This is a genomic window from Flagellimonas beolgyonensis, from assembly GCF_003992615.1.
GTDB classification, from domain to species: domain Bacteria; phylum Bacteroidota; class Bacteroidia; order Flavobacteriales; family Flavobacteriaceae; genus Flagellimonas; species Flagellimonas beolgyonensis.
Map to the genome: position 1 here is coordinate 273,787 of NZ_RZMY01000018.1, position 17,590 is coordinate 291,376.

The 17,590-nt window shown below is 43.8% G+C and carries 12 protein-coding genes; 8 read left to right on the top strand and 4 right to left on the bottom strand.

Going from position 1 to position 17,590, the window contains the following annotated elements; genetic code table 11:
• The first annotated feature begins 64 nt into the window (after nucleotides 1-64).
• Together prfA and pyrF are read left to right on the top strand one after the other, a co-directional pair.
• Complete coding sequence (gene prfA / locus EO131_RS15720; protein ID WP_127024408.1) at nucleotides 65-1,141, top strand: peptide chain release factor 1; 1,077 nt, start codon at nucleotides 65-67, stop codon at nucleotides 1,139-1,141.
• A 52-nt stretch (nucleotides 1,142-1,193) separates the two neighbouring features.
• Nucleotides 1,194-2,012, top strand: a complete 819-nt coding sequence (gene pyrF / locus EO131_RS15725; RefSeq protein WP_127024411.1) for an orotidine-5'-phosphate decarboxylase — start codon at nucleotides 1,194-1,196, stop codon at nucleotides 2,010-2,012.
• A gap of 5 nt (nucleotides 2,013-2,017) precedes the next feature.
• Here the strand turns inward: pyrF and EO131_RS15730 are convergent, their stop codons facing one another.
• Nucleotides 2,018-2,212 carry a hypothetical protein gene (locus EO131_RS15730; protein WP_127024414.1) on the bottom strand — a complete coding sequence of 65 codons (195 nt, stop codon included), beginning with the start codon at nucleotides 2,210-2,212 and terminating at the stop codon, nucleotides 2,018-2,020.
• Nucleotides 2,213-2,408: 196 nt separating this feature from the next.
• On the opposite strand from EO131_RS15730, the gene EO131_RS15735 reads away from it, so the two are divergent.
• Nucleotides 2,409-2,918: a hypothetical protein gene (locus tag EO131_RS15735; RefSeq protein ID WP_127024417.1), complete on the top strand. Its 510-nt coding sequence runs from the start codon at nucleotides 2,409-2,411 to the stop codon at nucleotides 2,916-2,918.
• A gap of 197 nt (nucleotides 2,919-3,115) precedes the next feature.
• Here the strand turns inward: EO131_RS15735 and EO131_RS15740 are convergent, their stop codons facing one another.
• The 3 genes from EO131_RS15740 to EO131_RS15750 form a co-directional block, all read right to left on the bottom strand.
• The gene (locus tag EO131_RS15740) at nucleotides 3,116-3,817 is read right to left on the bottom strand and encodes a DUF4197 domain-containing protein (RefSeq protein WP_127024421.1); all 702 of its coding nucleotides are present in this window, start codon (nucleotides 3,815-3,817) and stop codon (nucleotides 3,116-3,118) included.
• Nucleotides 3,818-3,917: 100 nt separating this feature from the next.
• A complete protein-coding gene (locus tag EO131_RS15745; RefSeq protein ID WP_127024424.1) occupies nucleotides 3,918-5,780 on the bottom strand; it encodes an alpha-amylase family glycosyl hydrolase in 1,863 nt (620 codons plus the stop codon).
• A gap of 325 nt (nucleotides 5,781-6,105) precedes the next feature.
• A complete protein-coding gene (locus EO131_RS15750) occupies nucleotides 6,106-7,164 on the bottom strand; it encodes a LacI family DNA-binding transcriptional regulator (RefSeq protein ID WP_127024427.1) in 1,059 nt (352 codons plus the stop codon).
• A 219-nt stretch (nucleotides 7,165-7,383) separates the two neighbouring features.
• Here EO131_RS15750 and EO131_RS15755 point away from each other — a divergent pair, with 219 nt between their 5' ends.
• The 5 genes from EO131_RS15755 to EO131_RS15775 all read left to right on the top strand — a co-directional run bounded on the left by EO131_RS15755 (nucleotide 7,384) and on the right by EO131_RS15775 (nucleotide 17,585).
• A complete protein-coding gene (locus EO131_RS15755) occupies nucleotides 7,384-10,464 on the top strand; it encodes a SusC/RagA family TonB-linked outer membrane protein (protein ID WP_127024430.1) in 3,081 nt (1,026 codons plus the stop codon).
• 10 nt (nucleotides 10,465-10,474) lie between these two features.
• Complete coding sequence (locus tag EO131_RS15760) at nucleotides 10,475-12,025, top strand: RagB/SusD family nutrient uptake outer membrane protein (protein WP_127024433.1); 1,551 nt, start codon at nucleotides 10,475-10,477, stop codon at nucleotides 12,023-12,025.
• Nucleotides 12,026-12,039: 14 nt separating this feature from the next.
• On the top strand, nucleotides 12,040-13,440 hold the full coding sequence (locus EO131_RS15765; RefSeq protein ID WP_127024436.1) for a SusF/SusE family carbohydrate-binding protein: 1,401 nt from the start codon (nucleotides 12,040-12,042) through the stop codon (nucleotides 13,438-13,440).
• 75 nt (nucleotides 13,441-13,515) lie between these two features.
• The gene (locus EO131_RS15770; RefSeq protein WP_127024437.1) at nucleotides 13,516-16,881 is read left to right on the top strand and encodes an alpha-amylase family glycosyl hydrolase; all 3,366 of its coding nucleotides are present in this window, start codon (nucleotides 13,516-13,518) and stop codon (nucleotides 16,879-16,881) included.
• A complete protein-coding gene (locus EO131_RS15775) occupies nucleotides 16,878-17,585 on the top strand; it encodes a fibronectin type III domain-containing protein (RefSeq protein ID WP_127024442.1) in 708 nt (235 codons plus the stop codon). Before EO131_RS15770 ends, EO131_RS15775 begins: the two co-directional genes overlap by 4 nt.
• Nucleotides 17,586-17,590: the final 5 nt, after the last annotated feature.

Sequence of the window (17,590 nt, forward strand, 5' to 3'; positions counted from 1 at the left end):
GTACAAGTTCAAAAATAATCCAAGTAAAAAATCGTAAATTCGCAATCCTAAGGAGGATAGGTATATGCTAGATAAACTGAATATCGTAAAACAACGTTTTGATGAGGTTTCCGACCTGATCATTCAGCCGGATGTAATTGCCGATCAACAGCGGTACATCAAGTTGAACAAGGAGTACAAAGACCTGAAGGTGCTGGCCGAAAAACGTGATGAATACATTGGCTTGACCAACAACATAAAAGAAGCAGAGGAAATTATTTCTGATGGCAGTGATGCCGAGATGCTCGAAATGGCCAAAATGCAACTGGATGAGGCCAAGAGTGCCTTGCCCAAGTTGGAAGAGGAAATCAAGTTCTTGTTGATTCCAAAAGACCCCGAAGATGCCAAGGATGTGGTGATGGAAATCCGGGCCGGAACAGGAGGGGACGAGGCCAGTATTTTTGCCGGCGACCTTTTTCGAATGTACACCAAATACTGTGAGTCCAAAGGTTGGCGGACCAATGTGATAGATTTGAGTGAAGGCACCAGCGGGGGCTACAAGGAAATCCATTTTGAAGTTTCGGGGGAAGATGTTTATGGCACCCTCAAGTTTGAAGCAGGGGTGCACCGTGTACAACGTGTGCCGCAGACAGAGACCCAAGGTAGGGTCCACACCAGTGCTGCCACCGTTATGGTAATTCCGGAAGCTGAGGAATTTGACGTACAGATCGATCCCAAGGATGTCCGTATCGATTATTTCTGTTCATCCGGACCGGGAGGACAGTCGGTGAACACCACCTATTCCGCAGTCCGATTGACGCACGTTCCCACTGGAATTGTGGCTCAGTGCCAAGACGAAAAATCACAGCACAAGAACAAGGATAAGGCCTTTAGAGTGTTACGTGCCCGTTTGTACGATATGGAATTGGCCAAAAAACAAGCCGAGGATGCGGCAAAACGGAATTCCCAGGTTAGCAGCGGGGACCGTTCGGCCAAAATCCGTACCTACAACTATCCCCAGGGAAGGGTTACCGATCACCGAATCGGACTAACGCTCTACGATTTGCAGAACATAATGAACGGCGATATCCAGAAAATCATCGATGAGCTTATGTTGGTCGAGAATACCGAAAAACTGAAAGAGGCTTCGGAAATTTTCTAAGTGCTCGAAATTCAATTGTTGTCAGTTCGAGCGCAGTCGAGAACCACTTGATATGAAAATAGAACAGTTAATAGCTCAGATCCAAAAGAAAAAATCATTTCTCTGTGTGGGTCTGGATACCGATCTGGAAAAGATTCCTCAACATCTTTTAGCCGAGGAAGATCCCATTTTCGCATTCAACAAGGCTATTATCGATGCCACCCACTACTATTGTGTGGCCTACAAACCCAATATTGCCTTTTATGAGGCGTATGGATTGAAGGGTTGGCAGTCTCTTGAGCGTACTATGGCCTATTTGAACACCCATCATCCGGAAATGTTTACCATTGCCGATGCCAAAAGGGGAGACATTGGGAATACCTCCACACGGTATGCCAAGGCGTTTTTCGAGACCATGGATTTTGATTCCATTACCATTGCGCCGTATATGGGAAAAGACTCCGTAGAACCTTTTTTAGAATTTGAGGACAGGCACACCATCTTATTGGCATTGACCTCCAACCAGGGGGCGTTCGATTTTCAAACCAAAAAAGTAGGGGAAACGGAACTGTACAAAGAAGTGCTTAAAACTTCCAAAACCTATAAAGGAGCGGAACGGTTAATGTATGTGGTAGGGGCAACAAAGGCCACCTATTTACAGGAAATTCGTGAAATTGTACCGGAAAGCTTTTTATTGGTCCCTGGCGTTGGGGCACAAGGGGGTAGTTTGCAAGAAGTTTGCAAATACGGTATCACCAAAAATGTGGGGCTACTGGTAAATTCATCAAGAGGAATACTCTATGCTTCCAATGGACTGGATTTTGCAGAAATGGCAGCGATGCAGGCAAAGGAAATACAAGAGGAAATGGCAGTGGAGCTTAGTAAGTTATAAACTACTTACCCCAAACTTTCCAAAACCTTTTTAATATTTTGGGCCTTTCTTTTAAAGAATTCCGCCAATCGTGTGTCGGCATGGGAAACATCCGCAGCTTTTTCGATAAAATTCCTGTACATGACCTCCAAAACGGAAATGGCCTCACTTCCACTGGTGATTGGGGTCACTGTTCCTACTCTACAATTTTGACTGTTCATGATGACAAGATTTGTTATTATCAAAGATACGTTGAAAACCTGCTGATGGACTATGGGTGTATGGGGTATACGTCTAGAAATCAGGTGTTTTTATCTAAAATTTAACGATTGGCCCCCTATTCGGCACATTCGTTCACATTGGGTTGGCATAAAATTAACTTACCTTTAAAACAACAGGTTCTAAAATTCAAAAGCCATGAAGAGAATTGTTTTTCTGTTGTTCATTTTGATAACGACGGTCACATTCGCGCAAAAATCCGATTGCAATTGTTGTTCAGCAAATCAGACCGCTTTTGATTTTTGGGTAGGCAATTGGACAGTGACCCACTACAACAATGGTAGCCCTGCAGGCAGTAGCGTTATCCGAAAGGAGGAAAATGGCTGCGTAATCCATGAAAATTGGACCAGTACCCAAACAGGGTATACGGGTACCAGTCTTAATTTCTTTAATGCTACCACCCAACAATGGGAACAATTATGGGTGGACAATGCAGGGGCACATCTTAAACTGAAAGGCAACAGGATTGGAAACCAAATGATATTGACTTCGGATGAATTTGCCAAAAAGGATGGGAAAATGTACCAAAACAGGATAACATGGACCCATTTGGAGGATGGAAAGGTGCGGCAATTATGGGAGGTGCTGTCTGACGGAGAAGTGGTATCTGTTGCGTTCGACGGGCTCTATTCCCCCATGGAACAATAAAAAAAGCCGGTGTGAAGACCGGCTTTTAAACTAACTAACTCAAAAAAATGCTAACTCAGATAACTCGTTGCAAAAATCATTTTTAACCTTCAGCTCAAGGTTAATTTAACTTTAGGATTTTGTTATAATAATTTCATTTTATTGAGTTAATAACGGAAATTTTTTTGACTTATTGCGTTATTCTGAAAAAATTAAACTTAATCTTGCAAAGCAAACACCTTTTTTAACAAATCTGTTGTGCGGGACGAAACTTTTGTCCTAATTTCCTTTTCTTCCAGGGCAATCATGGTATAAACCCCTTTCAAGGCTTCATTGGTGGTGTAATCGGTAAGGTCGGGGTTTACATCATTGGTCAACGGCAAACTATTGTATTTGGTAATGATGTTCGTCCAAATCTTATCCGCACCCACTTTTTGGAAAGAATTTTGGATAATGGGGTTGAACTTATTGTACAATTGGGTCTGGGTGGTTCTTTCCAGATATTGCGTCGCCGCATTGTCGGCCCCCAACAGAATCTGTCTGGCATCATTAAAGGTAATGCCCTTTACGGCATCCACAAATATGGGAGTTGCCTCGCCAATCGCGTCTTCTGCCGCACGGTTCAATATTCTAAGACCTTCATCCGCCAAACTGGAAAGTCCAATGTCGCGCAAGGTTTTGTCAACCTTCTGTAATTCTTGCGGCAATAAGATTTTGACCAGTTCATTTTTGAAAAAACCATTCTCCAAGGCCAGTTTGTTCACTTGTTTTTCGATGCCCATGTTCAAGGCCTCTCGCAGTCCCTGTGCAATTTCGGCGTTTCCGATTCCCGTTCCTTGGGGCAATTGGTTCACTACTTGTTGCAATTCGGCACAACCAACAAGTTGAAATACCAATACGCATAGCAAAATTCGTTTCATGTTTATTTTTTTATAGTTGCTGTTAAAGTACGGCGAAACCACCAAATGTATTGCCCAACCTTTGGTTTTTGGACCAAATGCAAATTATGGTCATAGCGATTTATAAGTCCAATTCGATCACCATCGCAGTTTTAGGTGCAATTTGCAACGGCTGGGTTAAATCCACCTTCCGTTCTGAAATGACCTCTGTTCCCGAGGTATGTTCCTTCAAACCTTCAGCAAATCGGTCTAATGAAACCGACTGCATTTCCCGTGAATTGTTCAATACCACCATCACAAGTTCATTTGGATTTTCCGGTAGGTAGCGGAAGTACACATACATATTATTTTGGGGAGCAAAATGTAATGTTTTGCCCCTGTGTATGGCTGGTTGGTCCCTGCGCCAATTGAGCAATTTTTTGGTGTAATCAAAATAGGCCTTTTGGGATTCGGTCCGGTTATCGGCATTAAAGGCGTTTTGCGGATCTCCGGGCCAGCCTCCTGGAAAATCACGACGGATATCACCATCGCCCTTGCTTTTCTCGCCCATCATACCAATTTCATCCCCGTAATAAATTTGTGGAATGCCCCTTAAAGTTGCCAAAAGGGTAATGGCCAATTTGTATTTGTCCACATCGCCACCAAATTCCTGGTTGATACGGTTGACATCGTGGTTGGCCATCATGATCAACAGGTTATTGATGTTGGGATACAGAAAATCCTTGGTCAAATGATCGTACACCTTGAACAATCCATCGCCCCAGTTTTGTTGGTCCTCATTGAAAACTTGCGGGATAATATCGTGCAAAGGAAAATCCATAACTGAAGGCAAATTGGAATTGAACCCTTGAATGGCTCCGATGGCACTGTCTTTTTGCCAATAGGCAATATGGGCGGTGTCGTGCATAAAAATCTCCCCGACTATATTGAGCTGTGGATATTCCTGTAACACCCGGGTAACCCATTCGGTGATCCCAGCTTTGTCGTTATACGGATAGGTGTCCACACGCATGCCGTCCAAATCGGCACTCTCGATCCACCAAATGGCATTTTGGACCAAATAATTGATGACCATGGGATTATTCTCGTTCATATCGGGCATGGTATAATCGAACCACCCGTCCATGCAGCCTTTTGCATCATAGTTGGATGCATAAGGATCCATTTGACTAGTTTGGATGTAATTACTTCGTTTAAAACCATATTCCCCACCTTCCCAGTAATGGATCCAATCCTGAGCTGGAAGATCTTGGATGATCCAATTGCTCAATCCCCAGTGGTTGGGCACATAATCCATAATGTGTTTCATGTTTCGATCATGCAATGCATTGGAAAGTCTCGCAAAGTCGGCATTGCTACCATAGCGTGGATCTATTTGGTAGAGATCGCTACAGGCATACCCATGATAGGAATAGGTTTTTTCGTTGTCCAGTGTCATGGGGGTGCTCCACAAGGTAGTAGCGCCCAATTCATCAATATAGTCCAAATGGTCGATTATGCCCTGAATATCCCCGCCATGTCTGCCTCCTTGAATACTTCGGTCGGCCTGCTCAATGGTTTCGGGTCGACTATCGTTGGTGGTGTCGCCATTGGCAAATCGGTCGGGCATTAATAGATAGATCACATCGGAGGCATCGAACCCTTTGCGTTCAGCCGAGCCGGGTCTTCGCTCCTTGAACTCGTAGTCCATTTTTGAAACCGTTTTTTTCCCCTTTTTAAATTTGAAGGTAATCGGGCCAGGTTCTACATTTTTGGTATCGATGGTAATGAACAAATAATTTGGATTGCTTACCTGTTCCACCTTTTTAACAATGATATTTTCTGGAAACTCGGGCTGTAGCTCGTTAATGGCATTCCCGTAGACCAATAATTGCAGTTCGGAATCCTTCATGCCGCTCCACCAATAAGGTGGTTCCAATTTTTGAACTTGCGCCATAATTGGCCCTACACATAAAAGAAAGAGTAAAAGTGTTATTTTTTTCATGATGGTATAATGTTTTTGAACATCCCTTAAAAGGCACGTTATCCAAAAATTAGGATGAAATCATTGAATTTGGAAGTGATATTTGTATTTGAACAACCGGAAAACCGAATCCATGTCTTTGGTTGTTGCAAATCTTCGCCTATATTTTTTAACATTGTGATTCTTTTTTTTGAATCGACATTGCAGAAGGCTTTTCGCCAACCTGCGCTACTTTTGGGAAGTAAAATATAAGCGTTAACAATTCTTCAAATATATATTTTTTTGAAGAGTGGGACAATTTTCTGGATAGTATGTTCAGCTGGTTTTGATTCTTGACCGTGTAGATCTAGTTCAAATTGATTTTGGAATTATTGGTTGAATCACGAATGATCAATTCGGTTTTGACCAATTGGGTAATGAAAGGGGTATCTTCATCTCTCTCCAAACGCTCGATCAATGTTTTGGCTGCCAGTTTGCCGATTACCTTTCCATGTTGACTTACAGTTGTTAAATGTGGACGGGCATATTTGGACAATATCCCATCCGAAAATCCAATTACGGACAGTTCTTGAGGTACCTTTAGGCCTCGTAGCCGTGCTGCATTCAAAGCGGTCACTGCATAGATTTCGTTTACGCCGAAAATGCCATCAATATCTGGGTGTTTTTCAAAAACAAGATTGATTCGGTGCTCCAAATTGCGTTGCTCTTCATCCGAATCGCCGAGTTCACCGATTTTAACCACCAACTCTTCATCATACGCCATACCATTGGATAATAGTGCATCCCTATACCCTTCGGTGCGCATCCTACCGATATGCAGGTAATCCATGGTGGTGAGCAATAGGATTTTTTTGCAACCAATATCGATGAGTTTTTGGACCGCCATCCGTCCAGCTTCGCGATCATTAATGATAATCTTGTCGCAATCGATATCATCGACAACACGGTCGAACATTACAATGGGAATATTCCTGTTCTGTGTTGCTTCGAGGTGATGGTAGTCCTGTTTCAACAACGTTTCTTTGGAAAGGGATACGATGAAACCGTCTATGCTACCATCGATCAACATCTCCATATTGATGGCTTCCTTGGCGAGGGATTCATTGGAAACCCCTATGATCACATTGTATTCCTTGGAATTCGCTACTTCCTCTATTCCTGAAATTACTTTGGCGAAAAAGTGATGTACGATTTCCGGGATGATGACCCCGATGGTCTTTGTCTTCTTTTGCTTCAGGCTAAGGGCGATACTGTTGGGTCGATAATTGTAGTATTTGGCAAATGCCTGCACTTTCTCCCTATTTTCCTTACTGATGTCCTTATCGTTTTTTAGTGCTTTGGAAACCGTGGATATGGAAAGCCCTAGTTCAGTTGCAATCTTTTTAAGCGTCATTTTTGGTTTCATTCGACTACAGCGTTTCTGGAGGGGTCGTCCATTGGTTCAAGAATTATGACTTAAATATAGTGCGTTTGTAGGTTAACTTAAAAATTTGTCAACCTGAAAACGTTGTAAGTGACCAAACATGACAATTGTCAAAAAAACTCAGGGGTCAATTTACATATTTTAGCCAAAGGGAAGTAAAATATAACATAATCTTAAAAATTAACTCAAACTAACTAGAATATGAAAATTAGACGTATGTACCTTCTTTGGTGCATGTTTCTGGTTCCGTTGGTACAGTTTGCCCAAATCACTGTAGAGGGAATGGTTTCGGATGAGGCCACCCAGGAACCATTGCCCGGGGTAAGTGTAGTTATTAAAGGAACTGCCCAGGGAACAGCCACAGATTTTGATGGGAATTATGTGCTTCAGGCAAATGTTGGGGACATTTTGGTGTTTTCTTACATTGGGTTTCAACCGAAGGAAGTGGTTGTTTCTGGGAGTACGCTAAATGTGACCTTGACCGAGGATACCACTTTATTGGATGAAGTCGTTGTTATTGGTTATGGTACCACAACTGTAAAAGATGCCACGGGTTCCGTATCATCGGTGACCACGGAGGACTTTAACAAAGGTGCCATTGTAAGTACGGATCAATTGTTAACGGGTAAGACCGCAGGGGTTCGGATCACCAATAACGGTGGACAGCCCGATTCCGCACCGAATATTAGGATTCGGGGTGGGTCGTCACTTACAGCCAACAACAATCCGTTGATCGTAATTGACGGAATTCCGGTGGACAACACGAACCCGGCAGGTGTCAGTAACCCTTTAACGCTGATCAACCCGAACGATGTGGAAAGTTTTTCCATTTTGAAAGATGCATCGGCAACGGCCATTTATGGATCAAGGGCATCCAATGGGGTTATAATCATTACCACCAAAAAAGGACTTACCGGAGAATTTAAGTTCAATTTCTCTTCCAATACAACGGTAAGTAGGGTCGGTAAGGAAATCGATGTAATGGGAGGAGAGTCCTTCACAAGGTTCATTCGGGAATATCACCCTGATTTTACCAATTTATTGGGTGTGGATGACCCATCAACCGATGCGGTCGATAATCCGAACACCGAAGCTATTGAAGGCAGAATTCTTTACAATACCGATTGGCAGGATGCTATTTATCGTACTGCCATTTCTTTTGACCACAACCTAAGTGCAAGAGGAAGTGTTTTCAAAACAGTGCCAATACGTTTGTCATTGGGCTATACGGAAAGTCAAGGTTTAGTAAAAACGAGCAATTATGAGCGTATCACCAGTTCCATGAAATTGACGCCAAGATTTTTGGACGATCACCTAAAGGTGGATCTTAATGCCAAAGGCATCATGTCCAGAAAAAATGCCATTGATGAAGGAGGTGCTTTGGGCGGAGCTGTGAACATGGACCCTACAAAACCCATCTTTGATGATTCGCCCGATAATCGATTTGGCGGATACTATCAAAATACGGTTTTGGATGGTGATTTTGTGCGTTTGGACGGCCAGTGGAACCCGGTTGCCATTTTGATGCAACGCTATCGACCAGAAGAGGTGCAAAAAATATTGGCTAATGTGGAGCTGGACTATAAAATGCATTTCTTGCCAGAACTTCGTGCAGTGGCCAATGTGGGTATTGAAGCATCCAAAGCTAAAGTAAGGGAAACCTACTTGGACAATTCCTTGGCAACATACAAGCAGGACGATACTGCCACAGACCCAGCCAACAACTATAGATTCAACCCTGGTGTAAACTACAGGGAAAACCAAGATATTGTAAACAGAACGTTGGAAACCTATTTGGCCTACGAAAAGGATTTTGATGGACCCATCCGCAGTTTTGATGTGCAGGCGGGCTATTCCTATCAAAACTTTAAGAATGATGGCAACAAAGAGGAATATCGCTATAATGATGCTACGGGGATCCGGGAATTGATCATTGATCCCCAAAACCCGACCAACAGGTATTACAACGAACTGAACTTACAGTCTTATTTTGGAAGGACCAATGTGAATTTCTTCGACAAATATTTGCTGACGGTGTCTTTCCGGGCCGATGCTTCATCGTTGTTCTCCAAAGAGAACCGATGGGGATATTTCCCTGCTGCGGCATTGGCATGGAAGGTTAAGGAAGAAAGTTTCTTGAAAGATGTGGATGTCGTAAACAATTTAAAACTAAGACTCGGCTGGGGTAGAACCGGCCAACAGGATATAACAGGTGCCGTTGGATTTTACCCTTCAATTCCCTTGTTCGAAGCGGGCTCTGCCACTAGCCAGTATTTGGCGGGCTATGCCTTGTTTTCGGCCAGGCCTTATAACTCGGACCTTACCTGGGAAAAGGCAGAAACCTATAACGCGGGTCTGGATTTTGGATTATTGCAAGGCAATAGGATCAGTGGTTCGTTTGATGTATTCTATCGCACGACCAAAGACCTTTTGGCCACAGTTCCCGTGGCACCCGGTCAAGCACTAACCTCTTCCTTTGTGAAGAACGTTGGGGAAACTGAAAGTAAAGGTTTTGAGGTAAACCTGAACGTTAGGGCTATTGATCAGGAAAAAATGCAGTTGGAGTTTTATGGAAACACTTCGTACAGTAGGGCCGAGGTTACCGATCTTAAGGATGTAAGCCGTATCACTGCAAGTGAATCGGGTCTTCCAACCGGAACAGGGGTTCGTTTGGCCTATCATGCTGTTGGTTACCAACCGTATTCCGCATGGGTCTTCAGACAATTGTATGATGCCCAGGGCAACCCGATTCATGGTGCATTTGCCGATTTTAATGGGGATGGGGTTGTTGATAACGACGACCGGTACTACAAGACCTTGCGTCCGAACTGGACCTTCGGTTTTGGTTTTAACTTTAATTATGGCAAATTTGATTTGAGCTCCAGTTTTAGAGGACAATTCGGAGGCCAGGTATACAATTCCAGAAGATTGACCTCTGGATGGGTGGACAAGGCCATTCCGAACAACTCGAACAGCCTATCCAATGTGCTCGACTTTTACAGTGGTGCCGCCAATTTCAATTTTGTGAACGTGCAGGGTAATGTGCCTTTTTCGGATTATTTCTTGGAAGACGCCACTTTCTTGAGATGTGAGAACATTGTTTTGGGGTATCGATTGGATAATGCGTTGCCCAATGTTTCCATGCGTTTCTACGGTGCGTTGAACAATCCGTTCATCATCACCAAGTACGATGGTCAAGACCCTGAAAATTTCAATTCAATTGACAATAATTTTTACCCAAGGCCTCGATCCTTTACAGTTGGGGTGAATGTGGACTTTTAAGATATTCAACATGAAAAAAATAACAGCTATATTTCTATTGATAGTTCCCTTGGTAGTTTTTATCCAGGGATGTACCAAGGATTTGGACACTGAGCCAAGAGTGGAGCTCACTTTGGACGAGTTGCTGAATCAAGACCCCCAGGCCGTTAATGGTATTTTGTCCAGATTGTACGCTTCTTTTGCGCTTTCTGGACCAGACGGGCCCGGTAGTTCGGATATTGACGACGATGCTGGGGAATCCCCATTTTTAAGGGGGATCGTCAACCTTCAGGATTTTACGGCAGATGCCATGAAAAACAGATGGGGTGATGATGGTCTGGACCAATTGACCACCACTTCCAACTGGGATGAGAACAACAAGTTTTTCCGTTACCTCTACAACAGGATTTACTATACAATTCCACAGGCAAACAACCTGCTATTGGTTTTGGGTGCTGTCGATCTTGAAGGTAAGGATGGTATACAGGGTGAAGTGCGTTTCATTCGTGCATTGGCTTACTATTACTTGATCGACTGTTTCGGCAAGGGCGTATTGGCCACCGAAGAGAATTATGGGGCTTCGGACCCCCTACCAGAAGTGGACCGACAAACATTGTTCGCTTATGTGGAAAGCGAATTGTTGGCCGCAGAGGAATTGTTGCCCGATACCAACGAATATGGTAGGGCCAATAAAACTGTAGCAAGAATGTTGTTGGCCAAATTGTATATGAACGCGGCCGTTTATACCGGAACACAACGTTTTGACGATGCCGCAACCTATGTTACAAAGGTCATAGATCAGGGGAGCTATTCTTTGGACCCCGATTTTGTTGCTATTTTTTCCGGGGATAACAATTTGTCCAATGAAATTATCTTTCCGCTTATTGCAGATGCACAAACCAGCCAAAGTTACGGGAACACTACCTACATTGTAAACGGTAGTTTGGGAACCGAGACCATGACCCTTAGTGATTATGGAGCTGAGGAAGGATGGAGTGGCCACCGATCTACAAAAGCCTGGTATGGATTGTTCAATGATGGCGATTTGGCCAATAGTACCGATGTTAGGGCCTCCCTATTCTGGACTGAGGGCCATAGCTACGAAATGACAGATTACAAAAAATGGACGGATGGTTATCCTGCCATAAAATTTAGGAACACTAACTTTTACAGTGCTTCCAATCCAACCAGTTTTTCAAGTACTGATTTCCCATTGTTCCGATTGGCCGATGCCTATTTGATGTATGCAGAATGTGCTATCAGGGGAGCCGCGGGAGCCAGTATGTCAACCGCCCTAGGCTATGTAAATGCGGTTAGGACCCGTTCCAATGCATCTACGGTGGCACAGGCCGACCTTACCTTGGATTTCATTTTGGACGAAAGGGCAAGGGAACTCAATTTTGAAGGACACAGACGAAGCGATTTGATTCGTTTTGGCAAGTTTACCGGTGGCGATTACCTATGGCCATGGAAGGGCAATACCTTAAACGGCACTTCCATACCGGATACCTATAATTTATTTCCAATACCATTGACCGCCTTGGAGGCCAATGAAAATCTAACTCAAAATCCAGGATACTAATTAAAACGACTCTCATGAAAAATATAAAAACACTTATAGCACGAGTTTTAGGGGTGGTAATGGCCCTGACCGTTTTTTCAGCATGTGAAAATGATGACCTCGTTCCCGAGTTTACGGTGCAACCCGCTTCGGAGAACATAGCATTCCAAAATCAATTTTTAACGGACTATCTACTTTCCAAGGAAACGTCTGCGAATATCGCTGAACGCTTTGTTTGGAACCCCGTTGATTTTGGTGTGCCAACCGAAATTTCCTATCAATTGGAAGGGTCCATTTCCGAAAATTTTGATGCAGATCCAGAATTCGAATTTGATTCCGGAGCTTTGTCAGAGACCAATGCCTCGGTTTCCGTAGATCAATTGTTGGATATGGCAGCAGGTTTGGAATTGGACGATGATCCATCCACAACGGATTCTTCAGGAAAGCCAAATAATGTGGGAACCGTTTATTTTAAGGTTACTGCCTTTGCTGGAAGTGGCCAAGGAACCGATGCCACATCAACAACATCAGATGTTGTGGCGTTGACCATTAATTTGGTGGAAAAAACTGTCGAAGCTGGAACAGCGACTGAAATCTCCACTTGGGGAGTTGTTGGCTCTGGATATAACGATTGGGGTGCGTTTGCCGACGCTCCATTCTATACTACAGGTACCGATGGGGTATATGTGGCCTATGTAAACCTATTGGATGGTGAAATCAAGTTCCGTGAAAACAACGATTGGACCAACAACTTTGGGGATACCGGTGCAGACGGAACTTTGGATGCCGGTGGCGACAACATTGCGGTTACAGCTGGAGATTATAAAATCACTTTGAACTTAAATGACAATACATATACCATTGAAGCCTATACTTGGGGTGTGGTTGGTTCCGGATATAACGATTGGGGTGGCGCAGGACCAGACGCCAAATTCTTCTACGATTATACCACCGATACATTTAAAGTTGGCGTGGAGTTGATCGATGGAGAGATCAAATTCCGTTTGAACAACGATTGGGGTACCAATTTTGGTGATACCAGTGCTGATGGTACTTTGGATAATGGAGGTGATAACATTGTTGTAACGGCAGGTTATTACATGATTACCTTGGATTTCAATGCAGGCACCTATACTATGGAGCCCGGAAACATTTACGGAGTTGTGGGTAGCGGTTACAATGATTGGGGCGCAACCAATGATTTTATGTTCACCGAAGTGAACCCTGGAATATGGATTGCCGAAAATGTAACATTGATCGATGGGGAAATCAAGTTTAGGGTCAATGAGGCATGGGATATAAACTATGGTGATACCGGTGCTGATGGTGTGTTGGATGCCGGTGGCGATAATATCGCTGTAACGGCTGGAACCTACATCATTACATTGGATTTTACCGATGAGGCTTCCCCGACCTATTCACTTATCGCACGATAAGGTAAAAGTCATTTTTTTTGGATTGAAACAAGGGGGAACGGCATGTCCATTTCCCCTTGTTCATAAAAGTATGATATGAAAAAAGTGTTGTTTTTGTTGGGAATGTTTTGGTCCCTTACCACCATGGCCCAGGTTACCATTGAACCCTTTCCCTTTTCGGTGGGGGAAGCGATAACCGTTACAGTGGATGCCACTAGCGGCGATACGGATTGTAATGGTTTTACTGCCCCTTCAAAGGTATATCTGCATTCGGGAATTGGTACCGATGTTGATCCATGGGGTTATTCCGTAGTTGGAAACTGGGGACAGGACGACGGTATGGGACAGATGACGGATAATGGAAATGGCACGTGGAGCATCACCTTCACGCCAGAAACCTATTATAATCTTTCACCAACACAAGCTGCAAATGCAACCAAAATGGGAATGGTTTTTCGCAATGAATCCGGTTCCCAGGAATTAAAAGATAATGGTTGTTCCGATTTCTTTTTCGATGTAGGCAGTTTTCAATTGCAACTTAACAGCCCTACTGAAAGCCTTACCCTATTAACATCCGGACAAACACTATCCATTTCAGCGACCACATCACTTTCTGCGGATTTCACATTGACGGCAAATGGAAACCTTTTGGATTCCGCAAATGGTACCACCACATACACATTTGATCATACCAACATCACAGAAAATACCCAATACACGTTGGAGGCTACCAATGGGGTCGATGTGGTTTCACGGAATTTTATGGTGGTTGTCGATGTGGTGGAAGAACCCGTTCCCGTAGGTATGTTGGATGGAATCAATCTAGATCCTTTGGATGATACGAAGGCCACCTTGGTATTTTATGCCCCTGGAAAGCAAGTGGTGCATTTGATCGGGGATTTCAACAATTGGACCATCGATAATACCTATTTATTGAAAAAGGATAGTGGTCAAGACCGTTTTTGGATAGAGCTCACTGGTTTAACACCGCAAACCAACCATATGTATCAATATGTGGTGGATGGGGAAATTACCGTGGCAGACCCGTATTCCACTTTGATATTGGATGAATACAACGACGTCTACATCGACAACATAACGTATCCTGATTTGCCCACTTACCCAACCGGACAGACCAACCATGCGGTTACGGTACTCCGAACAGGGGATGCAGCATACAGTTGGACCAACTTAAACTATACTATTCCCACCAAGACCGATTTGGTGATTTACGAACTGTTGATCCGCGATTTTGATGAGCTGCACAGTTTTGATGCCGTTCGTAACCGTTTGGATTACTTGCAGACCCTTGGGGTAAACGCCATCGAGTTGATGCCCGTTTCAGAATTTGACGGAAATGAAAGTTGGGGCTATAATCCTTCTTTCCACATGGCTTTGGACAAATACTATGGAACGGCGGATGCCCTAAAACAGTTGATAGATGAATGCCATGGAAGAGGGATGGCCGTTATTTTGGATGTAGTGTACAACCATGCTTCCGGCCAAAATCCATATTACCGTTTGTGGAATACCGATAATGGTGGTTATAATGGTCAGGCAAGCAACGATAGTCCCTTTTTTAATCCAGTGGCCACCCATTCCTATAGTGTGTTCAACGATTTTGACCATAGCCAACAACCAACCAGGGATTATGTAAAACGTACTGTGCAGTATTGGTTGGATGAATTCAAATTGGATGGTTTTCGTTGGGACCTCACCAAAGGATTTACCCAAAATTGTACACCTTCAGATGAAGGTTGTACAGGCAGCTATCAAGCCGATAGGGTAGCTGTGCTCAAAGAATATGCAGATTATCAATGGGAAGTGAATCCCGACTTTTATGTGATTTTTGAGCATTTGGGTACCGTAGCAGAAGAAACCGAATGGGCAGAATACCGACTTGATGAAGGTAAGGGCATTATGCTCTGGAACAATCTGAACGGTCCGTACAATGAGGCGACCATGGGTTGGAACGATTCTTCCAATTTCTCACAGGTTTCCTATTTGGAGCGAAATTGGACAGTGCCTTCCAATATATCCTATATGGAAAGCCATGATGAGGAACGGTTGATGTACAAAAACCTAAATTTTGGAAATGCCTCTGGTGATTACAGTACACAAGACTTGGCGACAGCTTTAGATCGTTTGGAGTTGGCGGGTGCTTTTTACTTTACCGTGCCCGGACCCAAAATGATATGGCAATTTGGGGAATTGGGATATGATATCTCCATTGATTATAACGGTAGAACCGGGAACAAGCCCATTTTATGGGGCTATTTTGATCAACCCGATCGAAAGGCCGTGTACAATACCTGGTCCGATCTGAACAAATTGGCCGTAAACGAGCCCATATTTGAAACAGCCGACTTTAGCTTGGATGTTGCAAATTCCAACGGATTGAAAACCATTCATTTAACTGACCCCTCTGCCGACGCAAATGGTATTGGATTTGTGACCATAGTTGGGAATTTTGGAGTAGAGGAACAATCCATAGATCCAGCTTTTCAGGAAACAGGGGTATGGTATGAATTTTTGGCGAACAATCTGAAACATATCGTCACCAATGTTAATGAACCTTTGGTTTTGGCACCCGGTGAATTTCGCATATTCGGCAACAATCCAACCAGTCTGTTTCCGAACGACAATCCGCCCGATGCGGATTCCGATGGCGTGGTAGATGCCAACGATTTATGCCCCGATACCCCTTTGGGAGCTACCGTGGATGTTGATGGATGTGAAGTGTTTAGTTTGCCCGAGGATAATTTTAACGTTCTTGTCGAAGGTGAATCGTGTAGGGGCAGTAATAATGGCAGTATTCAAATCACGGCCCTCGCCGCACTATCCTATACGGCAAGTTTGACCGGATCGACCAACGAGTCCAAACAATTTACAACCAGTACTTCTTTTGAAGGATTGGCTGCTGGAAATTATGATTTGTGTATTACCGTTGCCGGACAAGCTGGGTATGAACTGTGTTATTCAGTAGTGGTTTCCGAACCTTTACCATTATCGGTATATGCCGACCTGTCAGGTACAAATCTGGTGACCTTAGAGTTGGAAGGCGGGAATTGGTATACCATCCAATTGAACAATAAACAATACGTAACGGACAAAAGTTCGATCACGCTGAAGTTGGAACAAGCCTTGAACAGGGTTGTGGTGACAACCGATAAGGAGTGTCAAGGGTTGTTTGAGGAAACGTTCAAGTTAAGCGACAAGGCTTCTGCATATCCCAATCCCATGGTGTATACCAATGTTGTCTCCATCGATTTGGGAGTGGAGACAGTGGAGACTTTGGAGGTCCAAATCTACGGTCTAAATGGAAAATTGCTTAAATCGACCACGAAGACTTCAGTGTTCGGAAAATTGGAGGTTGACCTGTCTTCCTATGCAAATGGGATGTATCTGGTCAAGGTTATTGAAGGAGCAAATTCCCATGAATTCAAAATTATAAAGCAATGAGATGTTTGAATAGTTTTTTGGGCTTATCCATGACATTGTTATTGGTGTCATGCAGTGGAGGAGGGGATGATCCCACACCAACCCCACAACCTGAAGTGCCGGCACCAGTGGCTACAACACTTGTTTTTCCAGCCAATAATGAGGAATGTAACGAAGGTGCCATCATTTCGGATACTGAAAGTCAGGTAGTATTTCAATGGGCCGCTTCCGAGAATACAGATTCCTATACCTTAAAGTTGAAAGATTTGGAGTTGGGGTCAGAAATTACCCTAAACACTACCAACACCCAATTACCTGTCGATATACTGCGCGGCAATGCCTATGCATGGTCCGTGGTTTCCAAAGCAAATGGCACCAACCAAACCGCAGAAAGCGATACTTGGCGATTTTATAATGCAGGCCCTGGGGTTCAAAATTATGCCCCATTTCCTGCTTATGATCCCACACCTGCCATGGGAGTAGCCATTGCGGCAGGTGAAATAACCTTGAGTTGGAAAAGCAGTGATTTGGATGGCGACCCCCTCAGTTTTACCGTTTATTTGGATACAACCTCGCCGCCTTTGACATTACTGGGACAAACAAACACAAATAGCTATACAACTACTATTAACGCTAACACCATTTACTATTGGAGAGTTGTTGCTTCCGATTCGGCAGGCAACTCTTCACAATCCGAAATTTTCGAGTTCAGGACCAATCCATAGCATTA